The sequence below is a fragment of the Allobosea sp. R86505 genome (assembly GCF_042466375.1).
Classification (GTDB): Bacteria; Pseudomonadota; Alphaproteobacteria; order Rhizobiales; family Beijerinckiaceae; genus Allobosea.
Genome location: NZ_JAXHPY010000001.1, coordinates 4,357,125 through 4,370,444, shown reverse-complemented (window position 1 = coordinate 4,370,444; position 13,320 = coordinate 4,357,125). Strand labels below are relative to the sequence as shown.

Here is a 13,320-nt window from a genome sequence, read left to right as displayed (position 1 = left end):
GATCATCCGTGCTTATATGGAATTGGAGCGGTTCAAAAGAAACGAAGCCGGCGTGTTTCGTCGCAGTCTCCAGGAGGATGGTCGGATATGGCAGCCAGTGCCCTGCGCCCGGACGATCTGCGTCGCGAGCCGGTGCTGCCGCCGGGCTTTTCGCTCGTCACGCTGCGGGAATCGGGCGACGCCTTCGCCCATGCCTGCACGATCGCGGCCGAGGCGGGCGCCGCGACGCTGGTCTGGACCCGGCGCTTCGACGTGATCGAATTCGCCGTGGTGCTGGAGCCCGACAACCCGCTGCGCGAGGCGCGGCTGGCCCATTACCTCGCGATGACGGCGCTGGCCGATGCGCTCGCTGTCTACAGCCCGCCCGAGCGGCCGATTCTGTTCCGCTGGCCCGATGCGCTGATCTACGATCTCGGGCTGATCGGCGGTGGCCGGCTGGCCTGGCCGGAGGGCTGCGGCGAAGACGAGGTGCCCGAATGGGTCGTCTTCGGCGGCATGCTGCGCGCCACCACGATGGCGCCCTTCGCCTTCGGCCAGATCGGCGTCGGCATGGCCGAGGAGGGCTTCGAGGAGATCGATGCCGTCGACCTCATCGAGGCCTTCGCCCGCCACCTCATGCTCGCGGTCACCCGCTGGCAGAGCGCCGGACCCAGGGCCGCCGCGCTGCGCTGGCTCGACCGGCTCGACAAGGTCGTCGGCACCCGCCACGGCATCGAGCCCAATGGCGATCTCGTCGCGACCACCCAGGCGGGCACGGAGCGCCGCAGCCTCGTCGAGGCGCTGGCGCGGGTCGACTGGCTCGATCGCGACAGCGGCGGGCCGAAGCTGTGAGCGGTCTGAAACTGCCCCGCGCCATCCGGCTCGACCCGTCCGACACCTTTGTCTTCCGCCGCGCGGCCGAGCCGGGCGAATGGCTGGTGACGGGGTCCTTTCTGTTCGGGGAGGCCGCTCTCCCCGCGCTCGACGCCAAGGGCAAGGCCGCCTTCCGCTCCGGCTTCCTGGGTGTGGCGAGCTTCGGCTGGAGCACGCTCGCCGTGGTGCAGGATGCGACCGAGGCCGAGCGCGAGGCGGCGGTCGAAAGCCTCGCCGGCCATCTCGTCGACAAGCTCGGCGCGCCCGATCTCGCGACCGCGCGCGCCGCCGCGGCCGAGGAGATCACCTTCGCTGCCTCCCTCTGCGATCATCCTCCGCAGACGCTGCTCGCGTTGCACCGGACGATGGAAGACGGCGAGCTCCGCGAGCGCTTCCGCACTCTGACGCCGCGCGACGCCAGCCAGAGCGAAGGCTTCCGCGCCTTCGAATTTCTCGAGGTGGCGGGCGAGGAGGACGGGCCGGTCGAGCATGTCGATCTTCTCAATCTCGAAAAGACCAGGCTGACATGACGCATTTTTGGGCCAGTTCCGGCCATCTCCTGCTGGATCGCGAACCCGGCGGCGGGCTGCGCGTGACCGACGACTTCCTCAAGGCCTACCTCGCCCGGCCGGAGCTGCTGCCGCCGGAGGAGGCCTGCGAGGCCGAGCGCGCGCTCCATGCCAGGCTGATGGACGCGCCGCAGGCGGAGATTCCTGCCACCGCGATCGCGGCCATCGCCGACGAGGACGCCCGCGAGAACTGGCGCTTCATGCTCGGCTGGCGCGACCGGCTCCTGGCCGCGCCGACGCTGGAGGCCGCCTATGCGGCCATCATCCGCGAGGGTGTGAGTGCCATCCCCCCGCTCTTCCTCGACCAACTGGTCCACGTCATCATGCGCGCCGCGCTCGACGAGGGCGACGATCCCTTCGTCACCCGCGCCGCCGAATGCCTGTTCCGCCCACAGCGGGTCACCCATCACGAAAACACGATTCTGCTCGCCGATGCCGAGATGATCGAGGGGCACGAGGCCGATCGCCATGCCTCGCCGCTGCTCGCCATGCTCGGCGGGCCGGCGGCGACTGCGCTCGACATCCTCAAGCCCGCCAATGCCGACCATTACTGGCAGCGCTCGGACGGCTTCGACATGGTGCTCAACCTCGGCGGTTCTCCCTCCGGCCGGGCGGCGCTCGGCCAGGCACTGCGCCACTGGATTCGCCAGGTGCACGGCTTCGACGTCACGATCGAGCCACTGGAGACGGTGACGGACGCGGACTGGCGCTGGTTCGTCGGCCTCGATGCGGAGGCGACGGCGATCGGCAATGCGCTCTGGCAGGGGCAGACGGTCGCCGCCGACGACATGGCCCGCGTGCTCGCCCTCTTCACATTGACCCTGCCCGCCGAGGTCCCGGTCTTGCCCGCGGCCAAAGGCAAGCCGATCTATCTGATCATGGCGATGTCGGCCGACCGCGTGCTGCGTCTGAAGCCACAGAACCTCGTCGCCGGCCTGCCGCTCGCCCGGCGCGAAATGGCGAACTGAGGAGACGGCGATGACGCAGCAGCACATCGAGGTCGGCATCGTCGTCGAGCGGCGCGCGATCGACTCGCCCTGGGCCGACCACGCCTGGGCGCCGCTCGCGGTGCTGCCGGAGCCGCCGCCGCTCGCGCCCTGGACCGAGCTGGCGGGCGAGGCCGGCCGGCATCAGTTCTATCTCGGCCCTGCGACGCTGACCCTGCATTCGGTCGACACCGCTCATTTCCGCGAGAACTTCCAGGCCGGCCACGCCAAGCTCTGGGTGGCGATCCGCCCGACCGGGATCGAGCCCGAAATCGAATTCATCGGCGTGACCGCCGATCCCTTCGAGGGTGAGGTCTATTGCGAGAATGTCGGCGACATCGTCGAGGCGCTGCCGATGCCGCTCGCGGTGGCCGAGGCGGTGCTGGCCTTCTTCGAGGCGCACCATGTCGAGCGCGAGTTCATCAAGCGCAAGCGCAGCGAACATGATCCGCGCAAGGGCGGCGCTCCGCGGCCCGGGCCGGGCCTGCCCCGCGGCGAATCCGGACCGGGGGAGCAGCGGTGAGCGCGCGCACCCCACAGGATGAGGGCTTTCTCAGCCGCTGGTCGCGCCGCAAGCGCGACGCCGGGCCGGAGAGGGAGAGGGGCGTCGAGACGCTGCCGGCCGAGCTGCCCGAAAATCCGGTAGCGGCCGAGGCTGTGGCTGCCGAACCCGAGCCCGAACTGGTCGAGCCGCCGTCTCTGGACCTGATCGACAAGGATTTCGATCTCGCCTCCTGGCTGAAGCAGAATGTGCCCGAAGCCTGGAAACTGGCGGCGATGCGGCGCGCCTGGGAGAACGACCCCGCCATTGCGAATTACGAGAACCCGGCCCGGGACTACGCACTCGACTGGAACACGCCCGGCGGCGCACCCGGTTACGGTCCGCTGTCGGAATCGGACGACGTCGCCGAGATGGTGCGCGGCATCTTCGGCGAGACGCCGCCGCCTGCCGAGACCGCGCTGGTCGAAGAGCAGGCAGGGAGCGACGGCTTGCCGCACCTACTTTCGTCTAAGGACGAAGACGATGCGGCTCATGCTGCAGTGCCGAACGATGCCCGTCAGGAGCCCGAGCCGTCGGCGCTGCGTTTGACGGAAGATGGCGAAAAGACCAGCGCAGACGAGGTGCCGCCCGGGATGCCTCCTCTGTCTGCTTATGCTGCAGCGCAGCAGGAAGCTCCGCAGGAGGCCGCCACGCCTCGCCTGCGCAAGCGTGGAGGTGGCGCAATTCCAATCTGAAGAGAGATTGGAATCGTTTTATTTTTGGGCAATAAGCAGTCGTTATCACATGCGGAGGGGGCAGCAATTTTGGATGCCCCGTGCCTCGAGGACCATGACCTGAATCAAATGCGCGATCCGGCACTCGAAAAAGCGATCGGTAGCGTTGGCGGCGTCAGGGCTCTGGCGCGCAGTCTCGGCATTTCGCAGCCGGCCATCTCGAGCTGGAAGCGTGTCCCCGCCGACAGGGTCCTCTCGGTCGAGGCGACGACGGGCATTCCGCGCACCGAGCTGCGGCCTGATCTCTACCCCCGGCCGGATCCCGCTGCGGCGATGCAGTCGGAGATCATGCTCTCCCAGCCGATCGACGAGGTCGATTCCGCCCGCGCCCATGAGTGCGAGCTGATCGGCGCGTTGCTCTGGCGGGCGCCGACGGCCGAGACGCTGGCCGCCCTGCGGGACCTTCAGGGCGACGCCTCGCCGCTGGGCATGGCCCATCTCGCGCTGGCCGAGGCCGCCGATGCGGCGACGCCCGAGAGCCTGCGCGACGAGTTCTTCGAGCTCTTCATCGGAGTCGGCCGCGGCGATCTCCTGCCCTACGCCTCCTACTACCTGACCGGTTTCCTGCACGAGCGGCCGCTGGCCCTGGTGCGGGAGGATATGGGCGCGCTCGGCCTGGCGAGGGATGCCAGGGCCGGTGAGCCCGAGGACCACATCGCGGTGCTGCTCGACATCATGGCGAAGCTGCTTCGTGGCGAGGTCGAGGCCGAGGGCATCGACGCTGACCGCTTCTATGCCCGCCACATCGAGCCCTGGGGTGAGCGCTTCTTCGCCGACCTCGAGGTCGCGAAGGCGGCGAATTTCTACAAGGCCGTGGGCCGGCTGGGCAGCCTGTTCCTCTCGATCGAGACACAGGCCGCGAGGCTGCCCGCATGACCCAGTCCAGACACACCGCACAACCCGACGCGTGGGAGACGACGATGTCGAAAACCAAAGAAACCGGCAAACCGGCCGTCGATCGCCGCAGCTTCTTCAAGGCGCTGGGCGCGGGCGCCACGCTGGCGGCAACGCCGGCGATGGTGACGCCCGCGGCGGCCGTCGATCCCGGCAAGGAAGAGACCAAGGCGCGCTACCGCGAGTCGGAGCACGTCAAGGACTTCTACCGCGTCAACCGTTACTGAGAGGCGCCAGAACATGCTGATCAAGCGCAAAACCGCCGACGTCCAGCGCGGCAGGCTCCAGGCGGCGATCGCCGGCCTCTCCTCCGGCGTCATGGACCGCCGCGCCTTCCTCCGTCGCTCCGGACTCGTCGCCGGTGGCGTGGCCGCCGCGGGCGCCCTCCAGATCGGGTCCGTCCGAAAGGCGGAGGCCGCCGGCCTCGGCCCGGCGACGGGCACGAAGATCGTCAAGAACATCTGCACGCACTGCTCGGTGGGCTGCACGGTCAAGGCCGAGGTCGCCAACGGCGTCTGGGTCGGCCAGGAGCCGGCCTGGGAGAGCCCGATCAACCGCGGCTCGCATTGCGCCAAGGGCGCGTCGGTGCGCGAGTTGGTCCATGGCGACCGCCGCATCAAATATCCGATGAAGCTGGTCGACGGCCAGTGGCAGCGCATCTCCTGGGACGTCGCGATCAATGAGATCGGCGACAAGATGATGCAGATCCGGGCGAAGTCCGGCGCCGACTCCGTCTATCTGCTCGGCTCGGCCAAGTTCTCGAACGAGGGCGCTTACCTGTTCCGCAAGTTCGCCGCCTTCTGGGGCACGAACAACGTCGACCACCAGGCGCGCATCTGTCACTCCACCACGGTCGCGGGTGTTGCCAACACCTGGGGCTACGGCGCGATGACCAACTCCTACAACGACATCCGCAACTCCAAGACGATCCTGTTCATGGGCTCGAATGCGGCCGAGGCCCACCCGGTCTCGATGCAGCACATCCTGGTCGGCAAGGAGCAGAACCGCGCCAATGTCATCGTCTTCGATCCGCGCCTGACCCGCACTGCGGCCCATGCGACGGACTACATCCGCATCCGCTCGGGCACCGACATCGCGGTGATCTGGGGCATGATGTGGCACATCTTCAAGAATGGCTGGGAGGACAAGGCGTTCCTCGCCGCCCGCGTGCACGGCATGGACGACGTCCGCAAGGAAGTCGAGAAATACGACCCCAAGACTGTCGAGGACATCACCGGCGTGCCCGAGGCGCAGCTGAAGCGTGCGGCCGAGACCTTCGCCAAGGTCAAGCCCGCGACCTTCATCTGGTGCATGGGCGTGACCCAGCACTCGGTCGGCACCGCCAACGTCCGCGCCATCTGCAACCTGCTGCTGGCCACCGGCAATGTCGGCGGCATGGGCAATGGCGCCAACATCTTCCGCGGCCACTGCAACGTGCAGGGCGCGACGGACTTCGGCCTCGATATCGCGAACCTGCCTTGTTACTACGGGCTGGTCGAGGGCGCCTGGCGCCACTGGGCGCGCGTCTGGGACGTGCCTTACGACTACTTCGTCACCCGCTTCGACGAGGTGCCGGCCAAGGGTGGCCGCCCGGCGCGGACCCGCAAGGCCAATATGGAGACCTCGGGCCACACCTCGACCCGCTGGTTCGATGCCGCCAATCTGCCGGCCGAGCAGGTCGACCAGATGGACAACCTCAAGGCCATGTTCGTCATGGGCCATGGCGGCAACACCATTCCGCGCATGCCCGATGCGGTGAAGGGCCTCGAGAAGCTCGAGCTGCTCGTCGTCGCCGACCCGCACCCGACCAACTTCGTCTCGCTCGGCGGGCGCAAGAACGGCACCTATTTGCTGCCGATCGGCACGCAGTTCGAATGCGCCGGCTCGCGCACCTGCTCCAACCGCTCGGTGCAGTGGGGCGAGAAGGTGGTGGAGCCGATCTTCGAGGCCGCCAGCGATTACTTCGTGATCTACAAGCTGGCGCAGAAGCTCGGTTTCGCCGAGCAGATGCACAAGAACTACGAGATGGTGCAGGGCAAGTACGGCCCCGAGCCGTCGCCGGAATCGATCCTGCGCGAGATCAACCGCGGCGGCTGGTCGACGGGCTATACCGGCCAGTCTCCCGAGCGCCTCAAGCTGCACATGGAGCATCAGGACAAGTTCGACCTGGTCACCCTGCGCGGCGCCAAGGGCTCCCCCGTCGAGAACGACTTCTACGGCCTGCCCTGGCCATGCTGGGGCACGCCGGAGCTCAAGCATCCCGGCACCCACATCCTCTACAACACCTCGCTGGAGGCGGGTAACGGCGGCGGCACTTTCCGTCCGCGCTTCGGCCTCACCCGCGAGCGCACGCTCGCCGACGGCAGCAAGGTCAACGACACGCTGCTGGCGGAGAACGGCTCCTACTCGCTGAATTCGGAGATCAAGGACGGCTATCCCGAGTTCACCATGGGTGTGCTGAAGAAGCTCGGCTGGGATGCCGAGCTGACGCCCAAGGAACTCGAGACGATCACCTGGATCGGCGGTGCCAACATCGACCGGGTCAGCTGGTCCACCGATCTCTCGGGCGGCATCCAGCGCGTCGCGCTCAAGCATGGCTGCGTGCCCTACGGCAACGGCAAGGCCCGCGCCAACGCCTGGAACCTGCCCGATCCGGTGCCGGTCCATCGCGAGCCGATCTACTCGCCGCGCGTCGATCTGGTCGCGAAGTGGCCGGCCCGTCCCGACGAGCGGACCCTGCGCATCCCGAACCTCCACACCTCGGTCCAGAAGGCCGCGGTCGAGAAGGGCATCGCGAAGTCCTTCCCGATCGTGCTCACCTCGGGTCGCCTCGTGGAATACGAGGGCGGCGGCGAGGAAACCCGCTCGAACAAGTGGCTGGCCGAACTGCAGCAGGACATGTTCGTCGAGATCAATCCGGCGGACGCAGCCGCGCGCGGCATCAGAGACGGCGGCTTCGTCTGGGTGTCCGGCCCCGAGAACAACTCCAAGGCCCGCGTCAAGGCGCTGGTCACGGAGCGTGTCGGCAAGGGCGTGGCCTTCATGCCGTTCCACTTCGGCGGCTTCTACCAGGGGCTGGACCAGCGCGGGAACTACCCGAAGGGCACGGATCCGATCGTGCTCGGCGAGTCCGTCAACATCGTCACCACCTATGGCTACGATCCGGTGACGGCGATGCACGAAGGCAAGGTCACGCTCTGCCAGATCGCAGCGGCGTAAGGGGGGAACTGAACCATGGCCCGGATGAAATTCCTCTGCGACGCGGACCGCTGCATCGAGTGCAACGCCTGCGTCACCGCGTGCAAGAACGAGAACGAGGTGCCCTGGGGCATCAACCGTCGGCGCGTCGTCACGATCAATGACGGCAAGCCCGGCGAGCGCTCGGTCTCGATGGCCTGCATGCACTGCACCGACGCGCCCTGCGCGGCGGTCTGCCCGGTCGACTGCTTCTACACCACGGCGGACGCCGTGGTGCTGCACAGCAAGGACCTCTGCATCGGCTGCGGCTACTGCTTCTACGCCTGCCCCTTCGGCGCGCCGCAGTACCCGAAGGTCGGCAACTTCGGCTCGCGCGGCAAGATGGACAAGTGCACCTTCTGCTCCGGCGGCCCCGAGGCGGACCTCTCGCCGGTCGAGTTCCAGAAATACGGCTCGAACCGCCTCGCCGAAGGCAAGCTGCCGCTCTGCGCCGAGATGTGCTCGACCAAGTCGCTGCTCGCCGGTGACGGCGAGATCATCGCCCAGATCTACAAGGAGCGGGTGGTGAAGCGTGGCTACGGCTCGGGCGCCTGGGGCTGGCAGACGGCCTACAAGGAAAACATCGCCATCTGACGTCCTGTCTGGGGACGGACGAAGGCCCTCGCCGAGAGGGGCCACGACAGGCGCTCCGAACGAAACCCGGCCTTGCCGGTTCCTTCGCCGGGGCGCCCCTTTCAGACAGATCGGCCTCTCATGACGAGGGCCGGAGCAAGGGAACAGAGCCATGCGTTTCGGCGCCCATATCCGCCTGCTGGTGACCGGCCTGCTGCTGACCTTCGCGGTCGCCCTCGCCGTTCCCGCCAGTGCCCAGCAGGTCAATCCGACGGCCGATGCCGTTCGCGAGCGGCAGTTCCTGGACGCCCTGAAGGGCAATCCCCAGGCCGAGCTACAGGGTCGCATCTCCATTCCCGACCAGAAGGCCGCCACGCTGGAGCGACCGGCGGGCCGCGACTGGCGCGCCTTCCACCAGGGCACGATGCTGCGCATCGCGGCCATCGCGGTTCTGGGCACGCTGCTCGTCCTGGCGGTGTTCTACCTGATCCGCGGGCGCATCCGCACCGAGGCCGGGCCGGCGGGGACCACGATCACCCGCTTCAACGCCTTCGAGCGGTTCGTGCACTGGCTGACGGCGGGCTGCTTCATCATCCTGACGCTGTCGGGGCTCAACGTCACCTTCGGCAAGATCGTGCTGCTGCCGCTGATCGGGCCGCAGGCCTTCACCAACCTGTCGATCGCCGCCAAGTGGTCGCACAACTTCCTCGCCTGGCCCTTCATGCTGGGCATCGCGCTGATGTTCGTCATCTGGATCAAGGACAACATCCCGACGCTGACGGACCTGCGCTGGTTTGCCGCCGGTGGTGGCATCATCGGCAAGGGCCATCCCGAGGCGCGCCGCTTCAACGCCGGCCAGAAGGTCGTGTTCTGGAGCGTGGTGCTGGGCGGGGCCGCGCTGTCGGTCTCGGGCTTCTACCTGCTCTTCCCCTTCTCGGCGGGCGGCGTGCTCAACCTGCAGTTCTGGAACGTCGTCCACGGCATCGTCTCGGTGCTGATGATCGCGCTGATGCTCGGCCACATCTATATCGGCTCGATCGGCATGGAGGGCGCCTTCGACGCCATGGGCTCCGGCGAGGTCGATCTGAACTGGGCCAAGGCGCATCACTCGCTCTGGGTCGAGGAAGAGATGCAGAAGGCCCGCGCCGGCGCCGACAACCGGCTGCAGCCCGCCGAATGATCCGCTTGACCGTCGGGGGCTCCTGACGGATGACGACCGGGCGCCTCGGCGCCCGGTTTTCGTTTGGGGTAAAGACATTCGATGCGTGTGATCGGCCTAGCGGGATGGAGCGGAGCGGGGAAGACCACCCTGCTGACCCGGCTGATCCCGGAACTCGGCCGGCGCGGCGTTTCCGTCTCGACGCTCAAGCACGCCCACCACGCCTTCGATCTCGATACGCCGGGCAAGGATTCCCATGCCCATCGCGAGGCCGGCGCCCGCGAGGTGCTGATCTCCTCTGAGCGCCGCTGGGCCCTGATGCGGGAACTGCGCGACGAGGCTGAGGCCGAACTGCCGGATCTGCTGGCGCGGCTCTCGCCGGTCGACCTCGTCATCGTCGAGGGCTTCAAGCGGCAGGCTCACCCCAAGATCGAGATCTACCGCGTGGCCAACGGCAAACCGCCGCTGCACCCTGGCGACCCCACCATCGTGGCGGTGGCGAGCGACAGTCCCTTCCCTGAGGCAGGGCGCCCGGTCATCGACATCGACGACATCCCGGGCATCGCCGCCCTGATGCTGGGACAGGCCCAGCCGCTGGCCGAGGTGCTGGCGCGCTGCGGTGCCAAACGGTGAGGGCGCCATGGCACAGCTGAGCCGCGACGATGAGGCCTTCGGTGCCCTGATGACGCTCGAGGAGGCCGCCACGCGTGTGGCGACGCTGGCCTCGCCCGTCGCCGGGATCGAGACGGTTCCTCTGGCGCAAGCCGACGGCCGCGTGCTCGCGCAGGACATCGCCGCGCCGCTCGATCTGCCGCCCTTCGCCAACTCGGCCGTCGACGGCTACGCTGTTCGCCATGCCGATCTGGCCTCCGTCGGCGCCAGCCGCCTTCCGGTGGGCGGTCGCATCGCAGCCGGTGCCGATGCGGCGGGCGTGGCGGTGCAGGGCATCGCGGTCCGCGTCTTCACCGGCGCGCCGATGCCACACGGAGCCGACACCGTCTTCATGCAGGAAGACGTCGTGCTGGAGGGCCCCGTCGCGGTGCTGCCGCCCGGTCTGACGAAGGGCGCCAATGCCCGCCCGGCCGGCGAGGACATCGCCAGAGGGGCGCCGGCCGCTGCGGCCGGCCAGCGAATGCGCCCGCAGGATCTCGCCTTGCTCTCGGCGCTGGGCCTGACCGAGGTGGCGGTGCGTCGCAGGCCGCGGGTCGCGATCTTCTCCACCGGCGACGAATTGACCGAGCCAGGGCAGCCGCTCGGGCCCGCCGCGATCTATGACGCCAACCGCGCCCTGCTGCGGGCGATGGTGACGCGCGCCGGGGCCGAGGTGGTCAATCTCGGCATCCTCAGGGACGAGGCCGCCGGCCTCGCCCTCGCGCTGGTCGAGGCGGCTGCCTCCTGCGATCTGGTGCTCACCTCGGGCGGCGTCTCCACGGGCGAGGAAGACCACGTCAAGGCGGCGCTCGAGCAGGTCGGCGATCTCGCCTTCTGGCGCATCGGCATCAAGCCCGGCCGGCCGGTTGCCCTGGGGCGCATCGGTTCGGTGCCCTTCATCGGCTTGCCGGGCAATCCCGTCGCAGTCTTCGTCACCTTCGCCTTCGTGGCGCGCGCCCTCATCGCCCGGCTGGCCGGCACCGCCCCGGTCCGGCCGGCCGCCCTGCCGGTGCGGCTCGGCTTCCCCTATCGCAAGAAGGAGGGGCGGCGCGAATTTGTCCGCGTCTCGCTCGAGCCCGGGCCGGACGGGATCATGATCGCCCGCAAGCACCCGCAGGACGGGGCTGGCGTTCTGACCTCGCTGACGCGCACCGATGGGCTGGTCGAACTGGCCGAGGATGCGACCCGGATCACTGAGGGCACGATCGTCCCCTTCCTGGCCTATGGCCTTCTTTACGGCTGAGTAGCAGCCTCAATCCCGGCGGAAGACGACGCTGGAGAGCCAGCCGAGCAGCAGCGCCATCAGCACCGTGACCAGCCCGTAGACCAGCGGCAGATCATGCGCGGCGGTGGCGAGGTTCTGTTCCATGCCGCTCTTCACCACCTCGAAATTGGTCGTCTGGCGCGCCAGCGGCACGCCGCCGGCATAGAGCACGATCTCGATCTCGTAGGAGCCGGTCGGGGCGGTGGCGGGAACGTCGATCGGCGCGCTGAAGACGGTCGAAGAGAGGAAGGTGACGCCCCTCTCCCTGGCCTTGTAGAGGCCCTTCTCGGCGAGGATCCGGATCAGGCCGTCCTGGAAGCGGGCTGTGGTCACGTCGAGGTTGAGCGCCGCATCCCGCGATCGCTGGGCGTTTTCGAGGCCCACCCGCTCGCGTCGCGCCGTCTCGGGGCTGATGATCTCGCTCAGCGGCCGGTTGCTCGCCACCGTCAGGAACAGGGAACTATCGGGGAAGCGCCGCTGCGTGCGGTTGATCCAGATCGGGCCGAGTCGCTCCTTCTCCCGCACCAGCAGCATCCGCTGGGGGCCGCGCGCCGTGACGACGATGTCATAGGGGTCGCCGCGCGCGACGGTCCGCCCGTCGCGCTCGACCACGCCGAAAACCGTGAGCTGGCTGCCGGTATAGTTTGACGTGATCAGGATCTGATGGCTCGACATCGCGGCGATCAGCGTCTCGGCCCGCGCGGCGCCCACGCCCCCGGCGAGCAGCGTCAGCACGGCTGCGATGCGCGCGAGCACGCTCATCGCGAGCCCTCCGAGATCACGACCGAGAACGGTTCGCTCGGCGGGATGAACAGCTCGATCGCGAAGCGCAGCCCGACCGAGAGGATCAGCAGGGCCAGCAGCAGGCGGAAGGATTCGACGTTGAGGTTGCGGGCGGCCCGTCCGCCGAACTGCGCGCCGATCACGCCGCCGAGCAGCAGCAGGATCGCCAGGATGATGTCGACGGACTGGTTGGTCATCGCATGCAGCAGCGTCGCGCCGGTCATCGTCATCAGGATCTGGAACAGCGAGGTGCCGACCACGACGGCGGTGGGGATGCGGAAGAAATAGATCAGCGCCGGCACCAGGATGAAGCCGCCGCCGACGCCCAGCACCGCTCCGATGAAGCCGATGACGATGGCGAGAAGGGCAATCGGGATCACGCTGCAATAGAGCTGCGAGTCCGGGAAGCGCATGCGCAGCGGCAGGCCCATCCACCAGGGATGCGTGCCCGCTCGCCGCTTCAGCCGGGCCGGCTTGCCCGCCCGCACGCGCAGCATGGCGCGCAGCGCGTCATACAGCATCAGCCCGCCGATGATCGTGAAGAGCGTAACATAGGACAGGGTGATGACGAGTTCGAGCTGGCCGAGGCGCCGCATCGAATTGAAGAACAGCACGCCGAGCAACGTGCCGGCGATGCCGCCCGCCACCAGGATGCCGCCGAGCTTGAAGTCGAGCGCCCGCCGGCGCCAGTAGGTCAGGACGCCCGTGGTCGAGGACCCTGCGACCTGCGCGGCCACGGTCGCGACCGCCACGGCCGGGGGAATGTCGAGGAAGATCAGCAGGGGGGTCAGCAGGAAGCCGCCGCCGACGCCGAACAGGCCGGAGACGAAGCCGACTGCGCCGCTCAGCCCCAGCACCATCATGACGCTGATCGGCAGCTCGGCGATCGGAAGATAGATCTGCACCTCGACTCCTCACGCGCCGCCAGGTCGGCGGAAGACCCTGAGCCGACGATGCCGATGATGCACTGATCCCGGCCGGAAGCCGAGACGGCAATGACACGAGACGAGCCACGGGCGGTCGCCGGTCGTGATGCCGTGCCAACGCGTCGAAACCATGACGGCCTCCGCTGTCGCG

14 protein-coding genes are annotated in these 13,320 nt (G+C 68.3%); 12 read left to right on the top strand and 2 right to left on the bottom strand.

Going from position 1 to position 13,320, the window contains the following annotated elements:
* The first annotated feature begins 87 nt into the window (after positions 1 to 87).
* The 12 genes from SJY11_RS21125 to SJY11_RS21070 all read left to right on the top strand — a co-directional run bounded on the left by SJY11_RS21125 (position 88) and on the right by SJY11_RS21070 (position 11,439).
* On the top strand, positions 88 to 831 hold the full coding sequence (locus SJY11_RS21125; RefSeq protein WP_376988698.1) for a biotin/lipoate--protein ligase family protein: 744 nt from the start codon (positions 88 to 90) through the stop codon (positions 829 to 831).
* A complete protein-coding gene (locus SJY11_RS21120) occupies positions 828 to 1,382 on the top strand; it encodes a DUF6505 family protein (RefSeq protein WP_376988697.1) in 555 nt (184 codons plus the stop codon). The genes SJY11_RS21125 and SJY11_RS21120 overlap by 4 nt, the downstream gene beginning before the upstream one ends.
* On the top strand, positions 1,379 to 2,389 hold the full coding sequence (locus tag SJY11_RS21115) for a DUF6352 family protein (RefSeq protein WP_376988695.1): 1,011 nt from the start codon (positions 1,379 to 1,381) through the stop codon (positions 2,387 to 2,389). The genes SJY11_RS21120 and SJY11_RS21115 overlap by 4 nt, the downstream gene beginning before the upstream one ends.
* A gap of 10 nt (positions 2,390 to 2,399) precedes the next feature.
* Positions 2,400 to 2,930, top strand: a complete 531-nt coding sequence (locus SJY11_RS21110; RefSeq protein ID WP_376988694.1) for a DUF3305 domain-containing protein — start codon at positions 2,400 to 2,402, stop codon at positions 2,928 to 2,930.
* On the top strand, positions 2,927 to 3,643 hold the full coding sequence (locus tag SJY11_RS21105) for a DUF3306 domain-containing protein (RefSeq protein WP_376988693.1): 717 nt from the start codon (positions 2,927 to 2,929) through the stop codon (positions 3,641 to 3,643). Before SJY11_RS21110 ends, SJY11_RS21105 begins: the two co-directional genes overlap by 4 nt.
* 108 nt (positions 3,644 to 3,751) lie before the next feature.
* Complete coding sequence (locus SJY11_RS21100) at positions 3,752 to 4,558, top strand: Cro/CI family transcriptional regulator (RefSeq protein WP_376988692.1); 807 nt, start codon at positions 3,752 to 3,754, stop codon at positions 4,556 to 4,558.
* Entirely contained in the window at positions 4,555 to 4,803 is a 249-nt protein-coding gene (locus SJY11_RS21095; protein ID WP_376988691.1) for a formate dehydrogenase, read from the top strand. Before SJY11_RS21100 ends, SJY11_RS21095 begins: the two co-directional genes overlap by 4 nt.
* Positions 4,804 to 4,816: 13 nt before the next feature.
* Positions 4,817 to 7,795 (top strand): formate dehydrogenase subunit alpha, encoded by a 2,979-nt coding sequence (locus SJY11_RS21090; RefSeq protein ID WP_376988690.1) that lies wholly within the window; start codon positions 4,817 to 4,819, stop codon positions 7,793 to 7,795.
* A 15-nt stretch (positions 7,796 to 7,810) separates the two neighbouring features.
* Positions 7,811 to 8,407 (top strand): formate dehydrogenase FDH3 subunit beta, encoded by a 597-nt coding sequence (fdh3B, locus tag SJY11_RS21085; protein WP_305691361.1) that lies wholly within the window; start codon positions 7,811 to 7,813, stop codon positions 8,405 to 8,407.
* 151 nt (positions 8,408 to 8,558) lie between these two features.
* Complete coding sequence (locus SJY11_RS21080) at positions 8,559 to 9,566, top strand: formate dehydrogenase subunit gamma (RefSeq protein WP_326907997.1); 1,008 nt, start codon at positions 8,559 to 8,561, stop codon at positions 9,564 to 9,566.
* A gap of 81 nt (positions 9,567 to 9,647) precedes the next feature.
* Positions 9,648 to 10,178, top strand: a complete 531-nt coding sequence (gene mobB / locus SJY11_RS21075; protein ID WP_376988689.1) for a molybdopterin-guanine dinucleotide biosynthesis protein B — start codon at positions 9,648 to 9,650, stop codon at positions 10,176 to 10,178.
* A 7-nt stretch (positions 10,179 to 10,185) separates the two neighbouring features.
* The gene (locus SJY11_RS21070) at positions 10,186 to 11,439 is read left to right on the top strand and encodes a molybdopterin molybdotransferase MoeA (protein WP_376988688.1); all 1,254 of its coding nucleotides are present in this window, start codon (positions 10,186 to 10,188) and stop codon (positions 11,437 to 11,439) included.
* A gap of 9 nt (positions 11,440 to 11,448) precedes the next feature.
* Here the strand turns inward: SJY11_RS21070 and SJY11_RS21065 are convergent, their stop codons facing one another.
* Both SJY11_RS21065 and SJY11_RS21060 read right to left on the bottom strand, forming a co-directional pair.
* Positions 11,449 to 12,222: a TIGR02186 family protein gene (locus tag SJY11_RS21065; RefSeq protein WP_376988687.1), complete on the bottom strand. Its 774-nt coding sequence runs from the start codon at positions 12,220 to 12,222 to the stop codon at positions 11,449 to 11,451.
* Positions 12,219 to 13,148 (bottom strand): sulfite exporter TauE/SafE family protein, encoded by a 930-nt coding sequence (locus tag SJY11_RS21060; protein ID WP_326907989.1) that lies wholly within the window; start codon positions 13,146 to 13,148, stop codon positions 12,219 to 12,221. Before SJY11_RS21060 ends, SJY11_RS21065 begins: the two co-directional genes overlap by 4 nt.
* Positions 13,149 to 13,320 lie beyond the last annotated feature (172 nt).